This window comes from Bradyrhizobium sp. 155 (genome assembly GCF_023101105.1).
GTDB lineage: Bacteria > Pseudomonadota > Alphaproteobacteria > Rhizobiales > Xanthobacteraceae > Bradyrhizobium > Bradyrhizobium canariense_D.
This window is the reverse complement of the sequence record NZ_CP064704.1, coordinates 6407022-6430346: the sequence shown is the minus strand read 5'-3', so window position 1 is coordinate 6430346 and position 23325 is coordinate 6407022. Positions and strand designations below refer to the sequence as shown.

General features: G+C 58.6%; 12 protein-coding genes and 4 pseudogenes. 7 read left to right on the top strand and 9 right to left on the bottom strand.

Going from position 1 to position 23325, the window contains the following annotated elements; all coding sequences use genetic code 11:
• Positions 1-403 precede the first annotated feature (403 nt).
• The 7 genes and pseudogenes from IVA93_RS30815 to IVA93_RS30785 all read right to left on the bottom strand — a co-directional run bounded on the left by IVA93_RS30815 (position 404) and on the right by IVA93_RS30785 (position 12148).
• The gene (locus IVA93_RS30815) at positions 404-1753 is read right to left on the bottom strand and encodes an MFS transporter (RefSeq protein WP_018455486.1); all 1350 of its coding nucleotides are present in this window, start codon (positions 1751-1753) and stop codon (positions 404-406) included.
• A gap of 973 nt (positions 1754-2726) precedes the next feature.
• Entirely contained in the window at positions 2727-4553 is a 1827-nt protein-coding gene (glmS, locus tag IVA93_RS30810) for a glutamine--fructose-6-phosphate transaminase (isomerizing) (protein WP_018455488.1), read from the bottom strand.
• Between the two features lie 219 nt (positions 4554-4772).
• The gene (gene fcl / locus IVA93_RS30805; RefSeq protein ID WP_276003505.1) at positions 4773-5750 is read right to left on the bottom strand and encodes a GDP-L-fucose synthase; all 978 of its coding nucleotides are present in this window, start codon (positions 5748-5750) and stop codon (positions 4773-4775) included.
• Positions 5731-6816 (bottom strand): GDP-mannose 4,6-dehydratase, encoded by a 1086-nt coding sequence (gene gmd, locus IVA93_RS30800; RefSeq protein ID WP_018455490.1) that lies wholly within the window; start codon positions 6814-6816, stop codon positions 5731-5733. Before gmd ends, fcl begins: the two co-directional genes overlap by 20 nt.
• 865 nt (positions 6817-7681) lie before the next feature.
• Positions 7682-8442: pseudogene (locus tag IVA93_RS30795) on the bottom strand (IS5 family transposase).
• Positions 8443-8680: 238 nt separating this feature from the next.
• The gene (locus tag IVA93_RS30790) at positions 8681-9901 is read right to left on the bottom strand and encodes an IS701 family transposase (RefSeq protein WP_247285483.1); all 1221 of its coding nucleotides are present in this window, start codon (positions 9899-9901) and stop codon (positions 8681-8683) included.
• A 2025-nt stretch (positions 9902-11926) separates the two neighbouring features.
• Positions 11927-12148: a hypothetical protein gene (locus tag IVA93_RS30785; protein ID WP_157642944.1), complete on the bottom strand. Its 222-nt coding sequence runs from the start codon at positions 12146-12148 to the stop codon at positions 11927-11929.
• Positions 12149-13979: 1831 nt separating this feature from the next.
• On the opposite strand from IVA93_RS30785, the gene IVA93_RS41305 reads away from it, so the two are divergent.
• From IVA93_RS41305 to IVA93_RS30755, 7 genes and pseudogenes are all read left to right on the top strand, one after another.
• Positions 13980-14480: a DUF7694 domain-containing protein gene (locus IVA93_RS41305; protein WP_524536842.1), complete on the top strand. Its 501-nt coding sequence runs from the start codon at positions 13980-13982 to the stop codon at positions 14478-14480.
• Between the two features lie 560 nt (positions 14481-15040).
• Positions 15041-15837, top strand: a pseudogene (locus IVA93_RS30780) (radical SAM protein).
• Positions 15838-15887: 50 nt separating this feature from the next.
• Positions 15888-16241 (top strand): aspartate 1-decarboxylase, encoded by a 354-nt coding sequence (panD, locus tag IVA93_RS30775; protein WP_018455497.1) that lies wholly within the window; start codon positions 15888-15890, stop codon positions 16239-16241.
• Between the two features lie 86 nt (positions 16242-16327).
• Positions 16328-17482 carry an 8-amino-7-oxononanoate synthase gene (locus tag IVA93_RS30770; RefSeq protein ID WP_247363780.1) on the top strand — a complete coding sequence of 385 codons (1155 nt, stop codon included), beginning with the start codon at positions 16328-16330 and terminating at the stop codon, positions 17480-17482.
• On the top strand, positions 17479-18111 hold the full coding sequence (bioD, locus tag IVA93_RS30765; protein WP_039799456.1) for a dethiobiotin synthase: 633 nt from the start codon (positions 17479-17481) through the stop codon (positions 18109-18111). The genes IVA93_RS30770 and bioD overlap by 4 nt, the downstream gene beginning before the upstream one ends.
• 177 nt (positions 18112-18288) lie before the next feature.
• Positions 18289-19290, top strand: a complete 1002-nt coding sequence (locus tag IVA93_RS30760; RefSeq protein ID WP_247368784.1) for an aminotransferase class III-fold pyridoxal phosphate-dependent enzyme — start codon at positions 18289-18291, stop codon at positions 19288-19290.
• Positions 19291-19518: 228 nt separating this feature from the next.
• A pseudogene (locus tag IVA93_RS30755) lies at positions 19519-19907 on the top strand (3-methyl-2-oxobutanoate hydroxymethyltransferase); the annotation flags it as partial.
• Positions 19908-20424: 517 nt separating this feature from the next.
• On the opposite strand, the gene nolL reads toward IVA93_RS30755, so the two are convergent.
• Together nolL and IVA93_RS30745 are read right to left on the bottom strand one after the other, a co-directional pair.
• Positions 20425-21546, bottom strand: a complete 1122-nt coding sequence (gene nolL / locus IVA93_RS30750; RefSeq protein ID WP_018455501.1) for a nodulation factor fucose acetyltransferase NolL — start codon at positions 21544-21546, stop codon at positions 20425-20427.
• 574 nt (positions 21547-22120) lie between these two features.
• A pseudogene (locus IVA93_RS30745) lies at positions 22121-23281 on the bottom strand (transposase).
• Between the last annotated feature and the right edge of the window lie 44 nt (positions 23282-23325).

The following is a 23325-nucleotide window of genomic DNA, read 5'->3' as shown; positions in this document are numbered from 1 at the left end:
AGGCACGATTCAAGCTTTTCGACCGCTAGCTGAGAATTGGCGAGCTGCGATACACCTTCTTCCTATGCAATGTCGAGCCGTATCGGGACGAGCCGTCGCTGATGCTGAGTCGGAATGGCTGAGCACTAACGCAACGCTCGATGCGTTGTGTGGTCGAGCGGCGCGACTCGCACTTTTCGGTTAGGTGAAAAACGAGCAGAGCTCGCGCGAGGGAGATACATCCCTCGCGCGAGCTCCACGTGCGCTGCCATGCAAACTTAACGGGCACGTCTTGAGGCTGCATGAATTCCGCAGTGGCCCGCGGCCCGCCGAGTGGCACGCGGACTACCGAGATCACCGCAAGGACCGCCACGCACCCCGCTCAGTTCAGTCTTGGACGTGAAGGTCCCCCGTGGGCGCGCTGCTAACGTGTGGTAAATTGCGCGCTTACGGCCCCGTTAGACCCCTCGGGTCGCGACAGCTTCGCAACTCTGTTGGTGTTTCCTGGATAAATCCTGAGCGCGGCGATAATGCCGAGCAAAGCTGCAAACATCAACCAGAAACCCGGCGAAGCCTTGTCGTCGGTCCGATCGATCAGCCAAGTCGATGCCAGCGGCGTAAAGGTACCAAAGAGAGCTGCGGCGAGTGCGAAGGCTAAAGAAAAGCAGGTTGTGCGAACGTGCTTCGGCACGATTTCGACCAAAGCGCCCAACATGGCGCCGCTGTAGGTGCCAAAATAGAACGAGAACATCATCTCCACTGCCACCATCTTGCCAAAGCTTGGGTCGGTCACAAGCCAGGACAACGCCGGATATACAGTCACCAAGGCAAGGCCGGCAATGGTCAGCAAGACCGGCTTCCGACCGATTCTATCAGAGATCGCGCCGCCAATTGGGTTCCAGATGAAGTTCGTCACGGCGACCAAAAGCGTCACCAAGAGCGTGTTCTGCGAGGACAGCTGCAATACGTGCTTGCCGAACGTAGGCGTGTACACTGTGACGAAATAGAAGGTCGTGGTCGTCAGCATTGCGATCATCATGCCAAGAATGACAATGCGCCAGTTCGCAACTGTGGAGGCAAAGACCTCGCGGGCCGTTGGGTGGGTCTTCATGACCAGAAACTCCGGAGTTTCCTCCAGCGTCCGGCGCAGGAAGAAGATAAGCGGAACGATCAAGCAGCCAAGGAAGAATGGGATCCGCCAGCCCCAGGCGGCAACCATTTCGGCCGGAAGTGCTTCGCTCAAAAAATATCCGATAAGAGCCGCGACAAAGATCGCAACCTGCTGGCTCGAAGACTGAAACGATGTGTAAAAGCCGCGGTTACCCGGGGTGGCAATCTCGGAGAGGTAGACGGAAACGCCGCCAACCTCAACGCCCGCAGAAAAGCCCTGCAACAGCCGTCCGAACAGCACGATCGCGGGTGCGGCAATGCCGATCGTTGCATAGCCGGGACAAAAGGCGATGATGACGGTGCCAATAGCCATAATCGAAAGCGTGATGATCAGGCCTTGCCGACGGCCAATCTGGTCAATATAGGCTCCAAGCACAATCGCGCCAACAGGTCGCATCAACGCCCCCAGCCAGAACACACCGAAGGTGTTAAGCAGTGAAGCGGTTTCGCTTCCTGATGGAAAGAACGCGTTTCCGATGGCACTGGCGTAGAACCCGAACAAGAAGAAGTCGAACTGCTCGAGGAAGTTGCCGCTCGTCGCACGTAAGATGGCGCCAATGCGCTGTTTGGCCTTTGACGCTTGCGCGATGGACGCTGGTGACATGGCGAGTTTCCTCTCGGTTTGAAATGGCCGGTTCTGGAGAAAATCTCACGCCAGCCGAGTGCAGTTTCATGGCCGCGAATCTGCCATAAGGGCACTATCGACCAACCCGTAAGCGCCTGACGTTTCCGGCATATTTTCGGCAATTGCCGCAAACTCGCACAGTTTTTCGGGCGTTATTCCGCTCGCGTCGCAGGAGTGACTCTCAACCTATTGAAACCTCGGGCAATTCTCGGTGGAAAGGTTGTTGTCTGTGGCGTGGCCGAATTCCTCATTGAGCGCACCGACATGCAATGAAAAGCAAGGACGAGATGCATGGGATAGAGCGGCAGGGAAGAGCTGCCGTGAGATGTCTGCTAGAACAGCTCGCGAGCCTGCGATTGGAGCCGAGGTGCGTTAGCATCTCACCCGATGTCCAGCGATTTGGCCTCGAGTTGCTCAAGTTAACCTGAGGTTTACGGAAAAGATTTGGTGAGCGTGCTGGTGATCGAGCCCGTCCGATAGCGCCGATCGCCATGCTCGGGCAAGTGCCACGTTGTCCTTCGAAGCGAGGCGCGCCTCGTACTTCGAGGGGCGCTGCGGTCCTAATGCGGTCCAAAACCCGCGCTGAGGGGGAGGATCACAGCGGGCCTCCTCAGCGATAATGGGCTTAATCGAACAGCTTCATCTGGCTTCCACGTCGTATTAGAAACCTGGATGTTTGTCACGAATTATGACCAGGTCCAAGCAATCGGAATGTCGTGATAAGCCCTGCGCGACTGCTTGCTTGCCGGAGGCAAGGCCACGCCAGCCTCGCAACCTGATTGGCCGTAAATTTTGCACATGAGGCTCGCCTCCGTAAGCGAGGGCTATGAACCGCCGCGAAACCATGCGGTGGCATCGGGCCAGGAGCTGGGCGGCACATCGTAATTCGATGTGACCGAGGCTTGTGCGCATTCGGAATCTGACCACGATGTCCAGGTCGCATCACCTTGCCTTACTCGACAGTTACCGATTTCGCGAGATTTCGGGGTTGGTCGACGTCCGTGCCCATCAGGATGGCCGTGTGGTAGGCCAGAAGCTGCACCGGAATCGCATAAACAATGGACGTGAACGTCGTATCCATCTCCGGCATCACAATCGTCGCGAGTGAATCCATGGATACCTCTGCGGCTCCCCGAGCGTCCGTTATCAAGGTAATCTTGCCGCCGCGTGCGGCGACCTCCTGCATGTTCGAGATGGTCTTTTCGAACACCCGGTCGCAGGGAGCAATGACGATTACGGGAACGCTCTCGTCGATCAAGGCGATCGGGCCGTGCTTGAGCTCTCCGGCCGCATAGCCCTCCGCGTGAATATAGGAGATCTCCTTCAGCTTCAGTGCCCCCTCCAGGGCCAATGGAAACGACGTGCCGCGACCAAGATATAGCACGTCACGCGATTTGGCGATGTCGCGTGCGAGCTTCTCGATCTGCGGCTCGCTGGCAAGCGCCGCGGTAACAAGCCGTGGGATTTCGATCAGCGCTCGCACGAGATCGACCTCGTCGCTATCCGGCAATTCACCGCGCGCCTTGCCAGCAGCGACCGCAAGCGCCGCAAGGACGACCAGCTGGCATGTGAACGCCTTGGTCGAGGCAACGCCGATCTCAGGTCCGGCGAGCGTCTGCAACACTGTCCCGCTTTCGCGCGCAATGGTCGAACTCAGTACGTTCACGACAGAGAGGGTATGCAGGCCTTGCGATTTGGCATAGCGGAGCGCGGCCAGCGTATCGGCCGTCTCGCCGGACTGCGAGATGAAGATAGCAAGATCTCCCTTGCGCATCGGCGCCTCACGATACCGAAATTCGGAGGCGACATCGAGCTCGACCGGAATACGAGCCAGCCGCTCGAACCAGTACTTGCCGACATGGCCGGCGTAGCCTGCCGTACCGCAAGCCGTGATCGAGATATGTCCGATCTCGTTGAAGTCGAACGGAAGCTCCTGCGGCAGTGCCACGCTCTCGGTGGCGATATCGACGTAACGCGCCAGCGTCTGCCCGATCACCTCTGGCTGTTCGTGGATTTCCTTCGCCATGAAGTGGCGGTAGTTTGCTTTGTCGACGAGAACCGACGACGCGCCAGATTTCATCACCTCCCGGCGGACAACTGTGCCTTGTGCGTCGTAGACCACGCTGAAGTTGCGGTTGAGCACAGCCCAATCGCCGTCCTCAAGGTAGGTGATCAAGCCGGTAAGGGGCGCGAGCGCGATAGCATCCGATCCGAGATACATTTCGCCTTCTCCATGTCCGATCGCGAGTGGTGAGCCCTTGCGCGCACCGATCATGAGGTCGTGTTGACCCTTGAACAGGATTGCAAGCGCAAACGCGCCGATTAGCCGCGGCAGCGACGCTTTTACTGCCTCCTGCGGCGAGCAGCCATCTTTCAGATAAAAGTCGATGAGATGCGTCACCACCTCGGTGTCTGTTTCAGAGGCGAAACAGGCGCCATGCTGTTTTAGCTCCGCTCGCAGCTCGCGGAAGTTCTCAATTATGCCGTTATGGACGACTGCAACATTGTCCGTTGCATGGGGATGAGCATTGTGCTCCGTCGGCTTGCCGTGAGTAGCCCAGCGCGTGTGCCCAATCCCGACATGGCCTGAGAGCGGATGGCAGCGAACGCGTGTCTCAAGGTTCCTCAGCTTGCCCTCGGCGCGTCGAAGCTCGATATGGTTTCCTTTGAGCGTTCCGATGCCCGCTGAGTCATAGCCACGATATTCCAGTCGCTTCAGTGAATCGATCAGACGATCCGCGACCGGACCGCGCCCCAAGATGCCGACAATTCCGCACATTTAGTCAGTTTACCTCAAGTTCAAAACAGAGCGTCCCGCATGGCGCGCCTGACCAATTCGCTCGCTTTAGTTATCCGCCAGTCTAGCCGTGCCTGCCCTCCATCGGGCACGCGGCACCCGGAGGTGCTCGAACTCCAAGAAAACGTGGAGCCCTGTCGAATTCGCCGGGAGATTCCTAAAGCAACTGTCTGGCAATCGCACAATGAGCGCCGTCAGCAGTTAGCAGCTGCATGAGGCTCTCGTTTTGTCCGATGTACCCGATACGGCCAAGAAGGCCCGGTAGGTCTGGCGCATTCCATCTACAAGCCATGTCCTCGCGCGCCAGCCGAGGCTTGCGAGACGGCTGACGTCGAGCAGCTTGCGCGGAGTGCCATCGGGGCGCGACGTGTCGAAGGCAATCTCGCCGCTGTAGCCAACGACCTCGGCGACGACACGGGCGAACTCGGCGATGGTGATGTCCTCGCCTGTGCCGATATTGATCAGCTCCGGTCCCGAATAGCTCTTCATCAGGTGCACGCAGGCATCCGCCATGTCGTCAACATAAAGGAACTCGCGCCGTGGCGTGCCGGTGCCCCACACGGCGACACTCTTTGCGCCCGCGACCTTCGCCTCGTGGAAGCGGCGGATCAGCGCGGCAACGACATGGCTCAATTCGGGATGATAATTGTCGCCGGGGCCGTAGAGATTGGTGGGCATCACGCTGATGAAGTCGCTGCCATACTGGCCGCGATAGGCTTCCGCCATCTTGATGCCGGCGATCTTGGCGATCGCATAGGGCTCGTTGGTCGGCTCCAGCGGGCCTGATAGCACCGAGACCTCGCGCAGCGGCTGTGGGGCTAGCTTCGGATAGATGCAGGACGAGCCCAAAAACATCAGCTTTTCGGCGCCGTTTTGATGCGCGGCCTGGATCACGTTCGCAGCAATCGTGATGTTGTCGTAGATGAACTCGGCCCGCAGCGTGTCGTTGGCGACGATGCCGCCGACTTTTGCGGCGGCGAGGAAGATCACCTGCGGCCGCGTTTTCGCGAACCATTCGAACACGGCCGTCTGGTTGCAGAGATCGACCTCGCGCCGGTCGACCGTGACGAGCTGCACGTCCTCCCGCGCGAGCCGGCGCGCAATCGCGCTGCCGACCATACCGCGATGGCCGGCGACGTAGACGCTTTTGCCCTTCAGCTCAAACGGTGCGCTTGCCATGGGCCGCCTCCCGTTTTGCTTCCGCCAGATCGCTTGCCATCATCTCCTCGACGAGCTGGGCGAACGTGTGCTTCGGCTTCCAGCCGAGCACCTGATGCGCCTTGCTGGCGTCGCCGACGAGGAGATCGACCTCGGTGGGGCGGAAATAGGTCGGATCGATCTTCACCACCGTCTTGCCGCTCGTCTCATCGACGCCGGTCTCCTCGACCCCTGCTCCACGCCATGCAATGCGGCGGCCGAGCTGGGCGAACGATAGCTCGACCATCTCGCGCACCGAGTGCATCTCGCCGGTGGCGAGCACGAAATCGTCGGGCTTGTCGGCTTGCAGGATCTTGTGCATGCCCTCGACGTAATCGCGCGCGTGGCCCCAGTCGCGCTTGGCTTCGAGATTGCCGAGATAGAGCGTCTCCTCCAGCGCGACCTCGATACGGGCGACAGCGCGCGTGATCTTGCGGGTCACAAATGTCTCGCCGCGGATCGGGCTCTCGTGGTTGAACAGGATGCCGTTGCTGGCGAACATGCCATAGGCTTCGCGGTAGTTCACCGTGATCCAGTAGCCGTAGAGTTTTGCCACGCCGTAGGGCGAGCGCGGATAGAACGGCGTGGTCTCCTTCTGCGGGATCTCCCGGACGAGGCCGTAGAGCTCGGAGGTCGAGGCCTGGTAGAACCGCGTCTCCTTCACCATGCCGAGGATGCGAATCGCTTCCAGCAGCCGCAGCACGCCGATCCCATCGGCATTGGCGGTGTATTCGGGACTCTCGAAGCTGACCGCGACGTGGCTTTGGGCGGCCAGATTGTAGATCTCGGTCGGCCGGATCTGCTGCACCAGCTGGATCAGATTGGTCGAGTCCGTCATGTCGCCGTAGTGCATCAGGAACGGCACGTCCCCGAGATGCGGGTCCTGGTAGAGATGGTCGACCCGCGCAGTGTTGAACGAGGACGAGCGCCGCTTGATGCCGTGCACGACATAGCCGAGCGACAGCAGATATTCGGCCAGATAGGCGCCGTCCTGTCCAGTCACGCCGGTGATTAGAGCGACCCGCCGTTTGCTCTCTTGGTTTGACAAATCGTTGCTCTGCGCAGGCTAATGTCGGTCCCCGATCGACGACGTCAATCGCGTCTGGCCTCTTCGAATGCGGAAGCGTCACGCTCTCGAACGGCCGAGTTCTGGACTCTGTATAGGCATTGCATCAAGCGCTCAACTGTACGGAGGTAACCTTCCACATCGAAAGGGTTTTGAAGGACTATACGAAAGTTTGTAGTCCGGAAGATTCCGTTCGGCCTTCGTCAGGCGTTTCTCGGCGTGGGCGCGACCAATGAAATTGCGGCGCGGATGGGAGGTAAGCAGACCCGTTTGGCCGAGAAGCGTTCCACAGTCCGTTCGTGGTCAACTCGCACGTTGAGCCAGCGAGTTTCCCTCATTTCGTGTCCTTGCCTAAGAGTTTTCCAATCTTGCTGTTCATCCAGTGCAACCGCGAGCAAGCCGGCCAAACAAAGCATTGAAATTCGTTCTCTGTCGCGCAGTACTTATCATCGTCGATCATTTCTGGACAATCAAGTTGGTGATCTGGCAAGCAAAAGTGAAGGCGCGCATACTGCCTCCGTGCTGTTTGAGTTCACAGAAAAACGCTGGATGAATGAGGCCAGTGCTATATGGGACCTCAAGGGGGGTTATCGCGACGATTAGTGTGCCCTGCGCCCCCGAAGGGCGAATTCAGTAGCGAAAGGCATCTGGCGGTTCATTGCTCGCGAGTGGCCAAGGAATCAACAACAATGGTGCGTTTAGCGGGCGGACGATATGGCTCACAAGGTCAGTGCTCGGTTCGGCGACCATTCCGCCGGGGGGTGTTTTCCGCGCTCGCAAGCATGTCTTCGGGCCGGCCGTAGTATGACCAGGCAAAGCCCGCTTGTGGGTGAATTAGGGTTCAGACTCAATTGATCCAATAAGCGACGAGAGCGGCGAGGTGGACGGCGGCCAAGAAGTTTCTGGCAAGTTTGTCGTAGCGAGTAGCAACACGCCTGAAATCCTTGAGCCGGCAGAAACAGCGCTCGATAACATTGCGCCCTTTATAGAGGCGCTTGCTGAAGCTGTGGAGGGTTACCCGGTTGGATTTGTTTGGAATGACGGGTTTCGCGCCGCGATTGACGATTTCGGCGCGAAAGCCGTCGCCATCGTAGCCTTTGTCCCCAATGAGGGAAGACATGGGCGGCGCGAGCTTCAAAAGGGCCGGCCCTGCGGCAATGTCTGCGGCTTGTCCCGGAGTGAGATGAAATGCGCAAGGTTTGCAATCAGGGTCGCTCAGCGCGTGGATTTTCGTGGTCCGCCCACCGCGCGAGCGGCCGATCGCCTGTTCACACTCCCCCCTTTTCCGCCGCTCGCCGAGCGATGCGCTTTGATCGAGGTGGAGTCGATCGACAAAGCCACTCGGTCCTTGCCGCAGCGGGCGAGCGCTTCAAAGATCGCCTGCCAATGTCCGCGCTTAGCCCAGCGATTGAACCGATTGTAGATCGTCGTGTAAGGGCCATAGTCGGACGGGCAATCGCGCCAGCGTGCGCCGCACTGGAGCATGTGAATGATACCGCTGATAATGCGTCGATCGTCTTCGCGCGCCGGGCCGGTCTGGTTTGTTGGCAGATGCGGCTCTATCTGAGCCCACTGCTTGTCGTTGAGCCAGAACAGTCCTTTGCGCATCGAAGTCCCCCGTGCCGAATCAACTTGGCACCAGGGAATCAGAACTCGCTAATTAGGTACAGACCCTAACATTACAGTTGCTTTTTTGATTTGAAGTGGGCGCGTTGAGCGGCAGCCTGGTGAGCTCTGCGCCAGAAGGACCATGCGATGATGTGTGCGGGTTGAATCCGCTTCCGCGCAAGTCTGATAGCAATGCGGCGGATTTCCTGGATTGACCAACGGATCAGTGGTGGGGTGGTTATGTTTTGGCTTTTGCCGGGGGGCGCCGTTTCGTTTTTTTGGGCGGTGGCGGATTAGCGCGATGTCGGATCGCGGCCATCATGGCGAAGGCGAGCATCACCAAGGACACATGACGGTGCCAGCCATGCCAGGATCTGCTCTCGTTGTGATCGAGCCCGAACTCGTTTTTCGCCGTTTCAAAGCTGTCCTCGATCGCCCATCGATGGCCTTCGACCGCGACCAGCGTTTCAATGGCTGTTCCCGCTGGGCACCAGGTGGTGAAGAAGGCGAGGTCATCATCGGCAATGCGACGACGGATCAGTAGACCGCGTGTCCACAAACCGTCATTTGCACTGTTGGACTGCTCGGCCTCGAGATCCGCCAATTCGAGATAACACCAATCGTGCAGCCGCGGTCCTTTGGTTCCGGCTCCCGCCGACAGGCGCTTCCAGTCGGATGAGCGCCGCGTCCGGGCGAGGTCTGCAGCCGTACCGGCGACCGGCGGTCGCTTGCCCCAGGATCGAAACACATGAGCGCTGCTGACCCCAAGCACGTAGCCTTTGCCTGCCCGACGTAGTTGCTGTTCGATGTTGCCAACACCGTAGACGGTATCACCGGCAACCCACTTGAATGGTACAGACCCGGCTATCGCGCGTGCGATCATTCTCGTCGCAAGCTTTGGTTTGGTCGCAAAGCCGACATCGGCAGGCACATATGTGGCTTCCAGACGATCTGGATCGTCGGTCCATTCCTTCGGAAGATACAACGCGCGATCGATGAACGCATGGCCATGACGCGAAACGTAGGCAGCGAAGACGCCGATCTGGCAGTTCGTGATCTTTCCTGCCGAACCAGTGTATTGCCGCGCCACTCCGCATGACGCTTTGCCCTGTTTGAGAAAACCGGTCTCGTCGATCACGAGCACCGCATCGTCATCCGCCAAATGCTCGATGACATAGTCGTGCACGATATCGCGCAGGGCATCAGCGTCCCAGTCTCCACGACCCAGAATCGCCTGCTGCCGCCATGGGCCGGGATCGCCAGCCGCCTCCGCGCGCATCCAACCGGTCTTGCGCTGCTCATCTCCGAGCAGACCTTCCAGGAACAGACCTGCATTCGTCGCAACACGCTCTTGCGTGAACAACGGACGTATCCGTTGCTTGATCTCTCGAAGCGACGCCGCCCACAACGCAAGCGTCGCCTCAACCGACGCGGCCCGCGCCCACGACATTCGAATCATGGTTGCCCATGGATTCAGAAGCCCGCAACAAAAGCAACTGTAATGCTAAGCCGCCTCGAGCACGTGCCGCTGCATTGAAACTGGCGGTTTGCTGGTCCCGAGCGCCCCTTCTCTTGTCGGCAAAGTCCGGTTCTTGAGCAAGCATTCTGCGGATAGCAGCCTGAGCTGACGGATCAACTGCGTTCTACCTCAACTATCACACTTGATTTGCAGCCCCTCGGCAGAAGGAAGTCGGATGAGCTGCTCGTCGAGAGTGGAGAGGTCGAGCCGGGTCATTAAACCAAGTGCCCCCGCTCGAATGCGCCGAAAGCAGCGTAAGCTTTAGAGGCGCGTCTCGAAATGAATCGCCGGATTATCGGGTTCGAACGCGGTGTTTCCCTCAATCATGGTGCCGAGATCAATCTTCAGTCCCTCGCGGGTATAAACTTCCACATCATCTCTTCCAAGGCGCTCACATGAGCTTCTCCATAATCGCTCGTCAGGTCCTGATGGGCCTCATTGCCGGATCGGCGTTCGGCTCTTGGGCAATCGTCAGGCCTGCACCTCGAGCAGACCCAGCTCGCGGATCTATCGGCAGCTCTCTTGCTCCCGCGATGACCGCTGCCCATGCCTAGCACTTGCGCGGACTCGTCTCGGATTACGGTTGTTCATCTAGTCTACTTTCGTTCAACGAGGCTGCGTCCGTCCGACCATGGCATGACGTGCATTCGGGAATGGTGATAAGCGCACCACGATGACAGCTTTTGGCGAGGCCCCGTCACAACGGGGTCGCCGCACATATACGCGGCTCCCGGATCGCCATTCTTGAAACCAACAATGGCCCGGCATTGGCCCTCACAGTGATCGACGAGCAAGACCCTGTTGGATCCATCGGGTCCTCTCACATGACCGCTCCGGGATACCGCATCGATCTCGTGGCGGCTGGTTTGGAACTCAGTGCCCGCAAACGTATTTCGTAGCCTCCAAGGCTGGATTGGTCCTTCTTACATGTGGGCGATCTTGTCTTCATGGGGCCGGCGATTGCGTGGACAGGACAGAAGGTGCGTTCTTCGGCTGAGCGCGATCCTCAGCCGCTTTGGCAGAAGACCTCTCATCGCAAGCGGTCGGCCTGCTCCGCTGGAAGCGGCCGAACATTGGTGCTCCCTAGCTGTGCACTCTACAATCCGACGCTACGTATGATTCAATCCCCCTCCGAGCTTATCGCGTGAATATGTCGAACCCGTATTCGTTTGCCAGGAGCCAGCCGCAAGACGAGCAGGGCGGGAGGCGCTTCACCAAGGCAGTTGGCTTTGGGTATCAATCGTCTGCGGAAGGCGCAGCTCAGGTCCGCTCGAGTGTGCGCGCATAGCGACCCCCCAGTTGGGAGGCTGCTCGTCGGTGGCCACGAGTGATCAAGCGAATCAATCAAGCTTACTTAAATGTGTGGATAGGAGGTGCCTTGGCGACGCAATCGATCGCCCATGGCTGGAATGCTCTGGCGAGTCGGTGCGAATTGGCTTTGTCTATCCAGCCGAGCTCTGCCGCTGTCACCATCGTAATGGGACTGCTTCCCGGGAGTTGTCGGTGCCGCGGCGGCTGAGAAGATTGGAAACGAGATCAATCGGCAGCCCGTTAACCTGGTCAAAGAGCCAAGCTCCCGTCAGGTAACCCAACAATGACTTCGCCGTTCTAGATAACCTTGAACTATGGACGAGCTCGAAAGGCGTCGTCAGGTGCAGGCCACGCCGGGTTGATCATCGCGGATTCGATATTTGTGGGAAGATTTGCCGAGCGTCACGTTGGAAGGCCTAAGCGGTACTCAGCCCTGGTCCCATTGAGAGCATCGCGGCTCGAGTCCAGATTGGCGCGTTTGCTACAATCGTGTTGGTATTGAAGACTTGCTACGCCGACTACTCCAGGTCGGCCGGGGGAAAGACCGCGGTTTTGCAGGCAATCAAATGGCTGTTGGAACGAGCGGCGCAGTTGGCAATGCTCTCTGATGGATGGCCGGGGCCTTGTAGCGGGCGCTGATCGGCGTCCTCCCATTCATCTTGAGGCGCGAGCGATTGTTAGGCCGGCATTCTCCAGCACATCCAAAATCGTTTCAGCAACCGCCCGCGGATCTCGCTCGTCCTCTTTGCTAACGTTACAGGCCAAGGTAGCTGCGATGATCGCGTGCGCTGTTTTGCGCTGGAGGCAATCGTATTCGGCATACTCACCGCAAGTATTGCAGTTGATCACTGGTCGGCCGCTCCAGGGATCGTGCATTGCGATCTCGCACCAGTTATCTGTGTGACATTTCGGACAGAGCATAGATCGAGATTTCCTTGTGGTCTGACCTCGCGCGCTCGCCATGGCCATCAGTTGAACGGCCACTTGCTAGCCAAAGCTGTAGAAGTCATTGCTACTCCGAAGGCCGTGTTGCCCGTCTTTGGATACGAAAAACGTGATGGAGGCGGCGGCGGAGGCAATCCAGGCACCCGAAGGCGGCTTCGGCATGAGCGACCAGTCGACGCATCTCTGGCGAGAATGCTGGCAACCGTGTATGCCTGGAGCTACCTGTTTTGGCGTGAGCAAGCTATTGCAGGTTCGCCGCGGCCGCATCACGGCTACGTAAGATGAGTATGGCCTCCAACTTCCATTCCACTCTGAGCTGCGAGGCCCCGATCTCCGGACGGCGACCTTCTGCGTGAGCAATCTGTCAAATCGGGCAACCGCCACGCGAGGATGCTGCTGCGATCTTAGAATCCGGTTCCCCTGCAGCCTGGCTTAGTCGCCACACGTGCAATGATTCGCCGAGGCGACTTCACTGCGGCGCCCGGGACAAGGCGGGCGTTCTGCAATCTGGGCGCCAAATGATACACTCGAAATTGTGTCGCCCGGAAGCTGTTGTACGGCCAAGCACGCTTGCCAACTGTAAGAGACCCTACAATCTGACGCTACGTACGATTCAAGCCCTAATGTCGAGAGTCGCGCATTCGCGCCCTTTGCCGCGCTTGCTGCGAGCGGCTTGTCGCATCGCAGACATCAACAGAGTGGTCGGCAGATAACCGCAAATGAGGTGCTTTTGCGAAAGCCAACCTACGGGATCTTACGTAGGGCATGTGTCGCATTTTCGTGATCTAAAAATTGCATCGTCTTCCGCATGAAGGAAAAAAAGCTGTTCTCAGACGCCAAACATTGGAGAAGCCGTGCTGAAGCGACCCGAAGAAAAGCGGAGTCGCTCGAGGACGACACATCCAGATGCAGGCTCCTCAAGGTCGCTGAAGAATATGATAAGCTGGCTCGCCTCGCGGAGGGGCGGCAAAGAAATGAGCTTGACGGGCAGTTCTGATCGCCACCGGGCGGACGGTTGCACCGATCGTCAACGCCTTGTGACCCCGGCGCGGGTGTCTCTCCGTTGGAGCTCATAGCCCGTTAGCTGAACTGCGAAACTGCGTCATGCGGTAAGGCCAATGAGCTAGGCTGCTGAACGAGTGCGGTCCGCGCGTCCGAGCCTCTGACCATGAATCCATTCTGAGTCGCGGGGCCGGCCACATAGATGACGCATTGACGGTGTCTCAGGCGGCAAGCCGGCTAACCGCTAGACATGAGAAGGATGAGATGAAAGCCCACCGTCAGCTCGTCGAATCAAAAGCCTCTCGCTCGATGAACTGGCGAGGCATTGGCGTCGCGCTTTGCATCATGTTGCTGAAGCCAGGACGTTTGTTTGGGTGACAAAGTAGCCGGTTCGCCGGATCATGCCACGCGAATTGGCTTCCGCCGCCATTTTGGCGTGAGGCGTTTCAGTCGAATTCTGGCATCTTGCACCAAGCACTGCTGAACTCAACGCCATACATTGCGGACATGTTCAGGCGAAGAGGCGAGCAGAAGCTCCTGCTGGCACGGCTTGCCAAGACGGGCCATCATAGATCTCTGCGCAGATTGTCTGCATGAGGCCGGGTTCGCAACGAAGGCGCGAATGACAAGAAAATTGAAGAGACGATCAGATGTCGAAAGACAAACCGAAGAGAACTCCCCGGTGAACGGTGCGGATAGAACCGATGATCTTCATCCAAGTAGGTTCGGTGCAGATGATCAGCGGTAGCTGGGGCTGCCCATGCCCGGGTGCCCGTTCGATGTGCGACTCGGACAAGACGAGTGGTGCCGAATGCAACTCTATCGGCCAAATGGAGGACGCATGAGGAGGCACAGTGTAGAAAGACTGGAAGCGGGGCGCGTTCGCGAGGGCCAATTCGCCACTGCACCAGGGTCTGGCCCTTCTGGTCTCTTCTTCGTGCAGGGGCCTTGTGGCTGCCAACTCAAGATCATCGGCTTAATCCGTCCGGGATGGGAGCATGTCTCAGTGTCGACGCCACGGCGATCTCCAAACTGGGAGGAGATGTGCCTCGCTAAAGATATGTTTTGGGATGAAGAGGAATGCGTGATGCAGCTGCATCCTCCTCATTCGCAGTATGTGAACAATAGTCGCTATTGCCTGCATCTCTGGAGGCCGACGCGTCAGGTCATTCCGATGCCTCCGGCAGCCTTCGTGGGCATCGTCGGGCTCGGGCCGTCTGAAGCGGCAATTCTGTTTGCGCAGATGAGTGCGACACCTTAGCGGATCTCGCCCCGCCGACGCCAAGTCGGGCGGCGGCGACATAATCGAGAGTCCCGCGGAGTTGCTCACCACAGCCAGGGACGACGAGCACAGCGGCGAGCGAGCCTAGGTGGCCAAGGCCCGCCAAGGGGCCGTCAGCCACTACTCTGCGCCCCAGAGCCCAACCCGCTGCACTTCTGAAAGGGGCGGAAGGTAACGCTCGCAGAGTCGGCTTGTTGAGGCCGCCGTTTGTTGTGCGGAATGTGACGCGCATAACAACACCATTGAGGAGTCAGCCAGGTGAGCAGATCTGTCGCTCCGTTATACACGGCGCGCGGCCAAATACATTTGCATCGGAAGAGTCTCCTAGGGGGCGCAACTACCGGACGCACCGCTTAGTTACCTGAGTGAGGCGCGCCCGCGGGGAAATCCTGCATGAGGGGCGGCGATTAGCCTGATATCAGCGCCATGCCCGCGCAACTCGGCGATATTTCTCGTTCAATACAGGGCAAGAGTGTTGCTTTGCGGAGCTACGCACGACGTTGTCGTCTGTACGATCGAGCGAAAATCTTGAGGGTGCTGTGGAAGTCGAAGGCAATAGCGGCCGCAACGGCGCGCCGGTCCGCCGCGACTGCGAACGTGCCGAGGCGGAGGGGGTTTACGTGCAGCCAATTCCCGAGCTCCTAGTTCAGGCCCAGACCGTTCCTCGCGGTAATTTTGACCCACGTCGAAACCGCAAGCCTGCTCAGATCAAAGACCGGCGGCTGTCCTGAAGACTGCGCCTATTGCGCACAGAGCGTGCATTACGACACTGGCCTGAAGGCGACTCGCGCGACGGATCGCGCTGATGTGGTCGCCGCCGCGCAGCGCGACAAGGCGGCCGGGGCGAGTCGCTTCTGCATGGCCGCGGCGTGGCGCAGTCCAAAGGACCGCGACCTCGATAAGGTCTGCGACATGATTGCCGCCGTTAAACGTGTTGGCATGGAGACGTGCGTAACGCTCGGCATGCTCACGCCAAAGCAAGCCGCACGCCTCGCCGACGCCGGCCTCGACTTCTACAATCATAACGTGGACACTTCACCCGAGGATCAACCTGTGGAACGAGGTGAATGGCGTGCCGGTGAAGGTCACGGCGGAGCGTCCCGATCCGATTGCACTGGTGCGCCTGGTGGCGACCGCGCGGATCATGATGCCCAAGAGCGTCGTACGGTTGGCCGCCGGGCGCCAGTACATGAGTGATGAACTCCAAGCCCTATGCTTCTTGGCGGGTGCGAACTCCATCTTTGTCGGCGATGTGTTGCTGACTACCAAAAACCCGCAATTTGACGGTGATGCAAGTTTGTTAGCTCGGCTCGGCATTACGTCTGGACTCGCTTAAGCCATCAGAAGAACGGCGTGCTGCGCGCAAGCCACTAGCGTAGGTAAGAAATGCAGATTGTCTTGATGAAGGGAAAGATTCATTGCGCCTCGGTAACTGAATCCGACCTGCACTTTGAAGGCTCGATCTCGATTGATCGCGCACTTTTGGACGCGGCCGGTATCCTGATTAACGAACGCGTCGAACTCTACAACCTCGAGACGGGGGCACGCTTTGCAACGTTTGCGACAGAAGCGCCGCGAGGGTCCGGCACGGTAGACGTGAACGGTGCGGCGGCGCGACTGGCGATGCCCGGCGATAGGATAAGCATCGTTGCATACGCCTCAGTTGACGAGGCGGAGGCAAGAATCTTCAGGCCGCGCATTGTGCTGGTTGATCGACAAAATCGCATCGTGCCGATTTGAATCCAACAAGCTAATCGCGTAGAGCCCTGTCGTTGGTGGCCAGTTAGGAGTTTTGCGGCGTCGATCCTTGGCTCAGCGAGTGAAGAATGAATACCATCATTGCGGGTAAAGTCACCAGCTATGCGGCAGGCTTGGATGCGCTTAAACACGAGAACCGCCTGCAGAGTCTCAGGCCGCGCACCGGGATTGACTTTTCATCCAACGATTATCTGGCCCTGGCGAGCGCGCCGCGGATGAAAAAAGCGATCGTCACCGCGCTTGAAGCCGGTACTTCGATCAGAGCCGGCGGATCACGGCTTCTGGGCGGCAACTGCGAGGAGCACGAATGCCTCGAAGCAGCAGCGGCGCGGTTCTTCGGCGCGCAGACCGCGCTCTTCTTCGGCGGTGGCTATGTTGCAAAGGTTGCGGTGCTGACAACGTTGCCGCAACGGGATGACCTGCTCGTCCTTGATTCCCTGGTGCACGCCAGCATTCACGAAGGAGCACGAGCTGGCCGAGCCGCGTTTCGAATCACCGCCCATAACGACCCGCAGGTTATCGAAAGCGCAATTTGCGACTGGCGTGCCGCGGGCGGAGCGGGGCAGGTCTGGATCGTAGTCGAGAGCCTCTATAGCATGGATGGCGATTTCGCACCACTTGAAGACCTGCTCGCGATCGCGGACCGGCACGATGCGTTCTTGGTTGTGGACGAAGCTCATGCCACCGGCGTTTACGGCGAGCAGGGGCGAGGGCTCACAGGGCCGTTTGAAGGACGCGAAAATCTCCTGGTTGTTCATACCTGCGGCAAGGCGCTGGGAGCTGCCGGCGCGCTTGTCACCGCCTCTGGCGTGCTGCGCGATTTCATGATCAATCGCTGTCGCCCGTTTATCTTCGCGACCGCCCCTTCGCCGTTAATGGCGGTGGCCGTACGGGAGGCTCTGTTGATCCTGCAGGAGGAGCCGGAGCGCCAACAGCGGCTGGCGAAGCTTGTCGCGTTCACGCATCAGGAGATGGTTGCGCGAGGCGAGAGAAGTCCTTCGAACTCGCAGATCCTTCCCTATATCGTTGGCGAGAATGCCCGCGCCATGAGGCTAGCGTCCGCGCTACAGGCTCGCGGATTTGACATCCGAGGAATCAGACCGCCAACAGTGCCGACCGGCACGGCCCGTTTACGAATTTCACTGACGGTCAACGTCGGAGAGGATGAGGTGCGTGCGATGCTCGATGCCCTCGCTGAGGAGACGGGGGGCGAATCTCGATGAGCCAGCGGATCGTGGTGACCGGCACAGATGCAGGGATCGGCAAATCTGTCTTTTCGGCAGGCCTTGCCCATCTTCTCGGCGCGAATTATTGGAAACCAATTCAGGCCGGTGTTGAAGGAGAGACCGATAGCGAGCAGGTCGCACGACTGAGCGGTCTTCCGGCCGATCGGATCGTTCCGGAGCGTTACCGCCTTAAAACGTCCGCCTTGCCGCACCATGCCGCCGAAATAGACGGAATTCGCATCGACCCCGATTCGCTCGTCCTGCCGCAAACCGGGGAGCGACCGCTCGTCATCGAAGGCGCTGGCGGGTTGATGGTGCCGCTGAATTCTAGTGCACTCTACATCGACATCTTCGAGCGGTGGCGACTTCCCGTCGTGCTTTGCGCGCGCACGCTACTCGGAACCATCAATCACTCCCTGCTCTCGATAGAGGCCTTGCGAAAGCGCCAGATCGACATTCTTGGGATCGCATTCATCGGAGAAAGAAATTCGGAGACTGAGAGCGCAATTTGTGACATCGCGCGGGTGCGTTGGTTAGGACGGCTGCCCTGGATTTCTCCTTTGACGGCAGAGAGCCTGCAGGCTGTCTTCAAAGGCTCGTTTATTCGCGGCGATTTCACGCCATGAAGCCAAACAAGAGGTCGCCAATTTGGCATCCATTCACGCAGCATGCTCTTCACAACGAGATGACCAAGGTTGTGCGTGGCGATGGTGCTTAACTCTACACTGCGGATGCATAATCGAATCATAGATGCAATCTCACCCTGGTGGGTCGTCACTCACGGCCATTGCCATCCGTAGATCGTGAGCGCGATTCAGGAACAGGCCGGCAAGCTAAACCAAGTCATTTTCGCCGGCTACACGCATGATCCGGCTGAGGAGGTCGCTCGGCTCCTTTTGAAACTCACACCCCAAGGCTTGGACCACGTGTTCTACTCGGACAGCGGGTCAGCCAGCGTGGAAGTCGCCTTGAAGATGGCACTCGGTTATTGGCACAATATAGGCGAAGAGCGAACACGCATCATTGTAGCAGCACTCCTATCACGGGGACACGTTCGGCGCGATGTCAGTTGGTGCCCGCGGTGTCTTCAACGCGGCGTACGGACCTCTCCTGTTCGACGTGACCTCAATCCCGTTCCCTGCGAGCGGCGTGAGCGGGCGACGCTCGATGCGCTTGAGTCAGCATGTCGGAACGAAAATCCCGCAGCCTTTATTGTCGAGCCTCTGATGTTAGGGGCAGGCGGAATTCTGATGTACCCAGCTTGGGTGCTAAGAGAGATGAAGCGGATCTGCGAGGCGCCGGACGTTCTGTTCATTGCCGATGAGGTCATGACGGGCTGGGGCCGCACCGGAACAATCTTCGCCTGTGAGCAGGCCAATGTTGTGCCAGATATAGCGTGCTATTCCAAGGGTCTCACGGGAGGGGCGCTGCCGCTCGCGGTGACACTCTGCCGGGCAGAGAGTTTCGATGCCCATTATTCAAAAGACCGTACGCGCACATTCTTTCATTCGAGTTCGTATACGGCAAATCCGGTGGCCTGTGCCGCCGCCAAAGCTAACCTGGATCTGTGGAAAGGCCAGGAATGTCACCGGCGCATCGCTGCGGTCGCAACCATGCAAGAGCAGGCAATTGAAGGATTCCGCGCCGATCCGCGCTTTGCAAACGTTCGCCGTAGCGGCACCATCACAGCACTCGACCTGAAGACGAGAGATACCGGCTATCTCGCAGGCGTCGGCCCGAGGCTTCACGCCTTCTTAACGACCGCAATCTCTTGCTGCGTCCACTCGGTAATACGATTTATGTGATGCCGCCATATTATGTAACAGCAGGTGACCTGGACGAAATTTATGCACGCATCTGTGACGCTGCCGATGCGCTGGCCTGAAGACGCGCGCGGTAGCGCAAGATGAAGGATCCTGAGCTGTCGTCGGCTTCCCGAACGACTTGAGAGAGCCTTGCCATAGACTTTCGAAATGGGCGATTGTGACCTCGCATCTGCAATGTGGGTTCCAAGGAAGGCCGTTTCCAGAGACATGCGGAGGCCGGATCAGATCGAACAGAGCCACATTTCGCAGCTGTCAGTTGAACGCGTCACGATTCCAGTTCTGCAATGATGCAAGGAGGAAAGGCACACCATCGTCATGACCACGGGTTATGATGCGGTGACGGCATGTATCGCCGATCCTGTCGTCGACGTCATTCTTGTCGGCGATAGCGTCGGCAATGTATGCCTTGGGTGTGATGACACTTTACCCGTCAGCATGGGATGATGAATCACCACTTGGAGGCGGTCGCGCGAACAAGGCCTCGCGCCCTGCTTGTAGCTGACATGCCGTTTCTCAGCTTTCATATCAGTCCCGAGGACACGATACGCAACGCTAGAGATTTCCTGCAGCTTGGCACAGACGCAGGCTATGTAGAGGACCGTCAGCTGCTGCAGGAGGGCCTCTCGCGCTGGGCAGCTGATGTCCTTAACGCAGCATTCCCCGCGTCGCAGGAGTCATGTCGTCTTCCGGACGGTTTGCGCGACTCGATCGTAAACTGGACGCCTTCCAAGTCAAGGTAGTGCATGGGCAACTGCGGGCCGAGACGGAGATTCGAACGACTGGGACGTCTCGGATTCAGTACGGCACTCGAAGAAACATTTCGCCGAGTGTGATTGGATTACGTTCGATCGCCAGATCTGGGTCGAAACCCGGCGGCTAGAGGACTGGTACAGCGAAGCTCATCTCACGACTCTCGATTGAACAGACGGACGCAATGGGCTGAGTTCGCCGGTGCCATACAAACCTGAGCAATACACGCTTCGATGGGGTTGCTCTTATGCCGATCACCGGCTCGACGGGCGGCACGCCGTCGCCGTCGAACGCTGTTCCGGGCGTCACAAGTCGATGCCATCGCAATACCCTGCCGTACTCAAACAATTAAATGCAATACAGCTAGTTTATTGCAGGTTTGGCCTGCGGGAGACCTGAGCGTGGCGGCATTCCAACGACGAGCTGAGATAGATATGGAACGCCGCGAACAATCGAGCGCACCATTAGCGCGATCGCAATAATCGAGGCACCGAGCAGACCCGCGATGATCAACCGGGTCGTGAGATCCCAAAGTTCTCCGAATTGTACGAAATCCATGAGACGGAACACGGTACCCTGGACCAGGTAGAGCAGCAGCGTGGTCTGGCCCAACTCCACAGCGATAAAGCGGGCCATCCGATTTGAATGGCCAAGGCTCCAGCATTGCAGCAGGAGTTCGATAACGATTGCTGAGGCAGCTGCAGAGCCAACAAACATCAGAAGCACGTCTTTAGCCGACCGAAGATCGTGAATTACCCCAAGATTATTGTAGACATAGGTGTCCTTGCCCCACGCTAGAAAGCATACGCAAGTGACTATCGAGAGAAATAAGACCAGGAGCGGCTTGTGACGTCGCCATGTACTCGTCCATCGTTCTCTCGATTGAGCAAGCAAGAAGCCGAAGCAGAAGAATGGGTAAGTGAATCTGATCAGGGGTGATATGGAGAATGTCAGAGGCGCGAGTGCGACCAGTATGGCTACGCCAGATATGACCCACGATCGCTGGTCGAGCCTGCTAGAAATCTTGATGAGAAGGTAGGAAACAAACGTGGCCCAGATGAACCAGTAGGTGCCAGCGAAATCGTCTAAAAATCCCAAAAGTCCGCTCGTTATGCTGGTCGCGCGCCACAATGCCGCCAGCTTAACGGTCTCCATGAACGTCCACCAAAACAGCATCGGCAGCAAGAGCTGCTTCGCACGGTCGCTGGCGGCTCGAGTGAACGACTTTTGCAGCAGCGATCGAGAAGAAAGATATCCGCTTATCGCCATAAAGAGTGGCATGTGAAACATATAGATCGATTTGTAGTACGGCGAATACCAAAACCCGTCGTCTCGGTAGATGACATACTGGATCAGGTGCCCAACGATCACCAAAAGAATGAGCGCACCTTTCGCGAAGTCTAAGCTCAGATCTCGATCGTTAGCCTCTGTCGTGCGCGAGCTCGGGGCGATCGTTCCAGTCACGCGTAGCAATGTATGAAACATCTAGATATCTGTTGTTGATGAGCCGGCGGCCCGTTGTTCGGTTCTTCTGCCTCATTTTTGATCCAAACGAAAGGTGATGGCGGGACTTTTTGGAAGGGAGTAAGCTCAGCTTGTTTTAGCCTTCAAGAACGAGCTGTGGGCCGAGCCTCTCTGAATGCCTCAAGGAACTTCGCGGCAGAACAGATATCTAGGTCAAGGTAGTGATGTAGCAGTACGGGCGCGGCATACTATTTGCAGAGGCAGGTTCTGGGAGGAAGACTGTCGCACTCAGTCTCCCACTCAGCCCGACGCATTTCAGACCCGGCAGATGCGTCGGGCTTCTTCCGTCCGCCCAGCATACTTGACATTTGGCCGTCACCTTCGGTTGCCGCCGAGGCGCTCACGCCAATAGGCGCTTCTGATGCTGAACTCGGGCACGCCAACATTGGGGTTGCGGCAGTGTGCTACGCGCACACGGAGAGCGGTGCTCTGCAGACTGGGGCAAAAGCCGAGGACCGACCCTTTCTGATTGAGATGCTGGCTCGGTTAGCGTAGCTGACGCCGTGAACAGCGCCGGGGATCTCCCGATGGCTGTTCAACCGGGCCGACGCTGCCGGAATGAATGCCACGCGGCCGTCGTGACGTGGGCAACGGGCTTGATCGTCCTGCGATCGTGGCCGCACGCAGAACCGATCATTGCTTATGCGCCTTCAATCGTCCGACGCCCTTGTTGACCTCGAGCGCCAGCCGTGACCCGTCGCAGGGCCATCCCGCCCGCGTTTGATGTTGCGCGTGACACCGCGAATGGTGCGCATCATGTTCTCGGTGATGTTGTACAGGCAAGCGATGAACGAAGCTCCTTCGGCAACTTCAACCGGACGACAGTCAGGATTTCGTCGAGGCCCGCGAGGATGCTCACAGCTACGCCGAGCCATGCCGATCGACTCGACGCGCGACATTGCGGATCAATTCTTCAGCCCTTTCGGCGCCATCGAGCTCCCAGGTTGGCGCAGCACCCGACGGGTGGCCGCATGATGCTCTTTCGGCAGGCGTTCCATGATGTTTGCGCACCTTGTAGATCTGGCAGCGCTGGGTCGTGGCGACCGAACCGAAGGTGCGGCAGATCGCCTTCGACAACGCTCAACAGTCTTGGCACCGCCGGGTCGCACCCGCGCGAAACCAGATCGTCCAGTAGGGCCTGAAACGTTGCGGCAATCCGGTCGCCCCTTCCACCAGCGCCACGGATGCTTTTTGACTTCGCCGTCGACCCCGTCGCGGTGGCCAGCACAAGATCGTCGCCGAGATGCAGCCCGTCGATTTGGACCACCAGAAGGTCGAGCGCCGACAGATCGGCCGCCATGAAGTCGGCCAGCCGCGCCGTCGGCAGCGCTACGAACCTCCGCGAGGCAGCCGACTTTGACACCCCCCGATCCGGCCGATGCCTGCACGTCACCCTCCGGCAGCCGGACAGCGCGGGCGAACCGGCGCGTCAACACATTGATCAGCATCAAGTCCATCGCCCAGCGAGCGAGCCAGTGCTCCTGCGCCGCCATTGTCCCAGGACGGAATCGTGACCTCGCGGGCGTTCACGCCCTAACCCGTTCGCAGGCCGCCGTCACATCCGCCTCCGTCATCGTGCCGAGCGCCTCGATCCCTGCCGGAAGGCAGAACCGGTCAAAGCTCGCCTGCACTTTCGCAAACGCTTCGTCCACAGCCCGGTCGCCGGCCAACCAGCCGGTGTGATATCTCTCGTCATCACGTCGCTCTCCTTTGTGGAATCAGCACGCCGAGCCTACCGGC

Bases quoted from the DNA above. Each gene is read 5' to 3' on its own strand.
- IVA93_RS30815 (WP_018455486.1), bottom strand. From the start codon at position 1,753: ATGTCACCAGCGTCCATCGCGCAAGCGTCAAAGGCCAAACAGCGCATT.
- IVA93_RS30770 (WP_247363780.1), top strand. From the start codon at position 16,328: ATGAATACCATCATTGCGGGTAAAGTCACCAGCTATGCGGCAGGCTTG.
- IVA93_RS30785 (WP_157642944.1), bottom strand. From the start codon at position 12,148: ATGCACGATCCCTGGAGCGGCCGACCAGTGATCAACTGCAATACTTGC.
- IVA93_RS41305 (WP_524536842.1), top strand. From the start codon at position 13,980: ATGCCCGGGTGCCCGTTCGATGTGCGACTCGGACAAGACGAGTGGTGC.
- nolL (WP_018455501.1), bottom strand. From the start codon at position 21,546: ATGTTTCATACATTGCTACGCGTGACTGGAACGATCGCCCCGAGCTCG.
- bioD (WP_039799456.1), top strand. From the start codon at position 17,479: ATGAGCCAGCGGATCGTGGTGACCGGCACAGATGCAGGGATCGGCAAA.
- glmS (WP_018455488.1), bottom strand. From the start codon at position 4,553: ATGTGCGGAATTGTCGGCATCTTGGGGCGCGGTCCGGTCGCGGATCGT.
- panD (WP_018455497.1), top strand. From the start codon at position 15,888: ATGCAGATTGTCTTGATGAAGGGAAAGATTCATTGCGCCTCGGTAACT.
- IVA93_RS30790 (WP_247285483.1), bottom strand. From the start codon at position 9,901: ATGATTCGAATGTCGTGGGCGCGGGCCGCGTCGGTTGAGGCGACGCTT.
- fcl (WP_276003505.1), bottom strand. From the start codon at position 5,750: ATGGCAAGCGCACCGTTTGAGCTGAAGGGCAAAAGCGTCTACGTCGCC.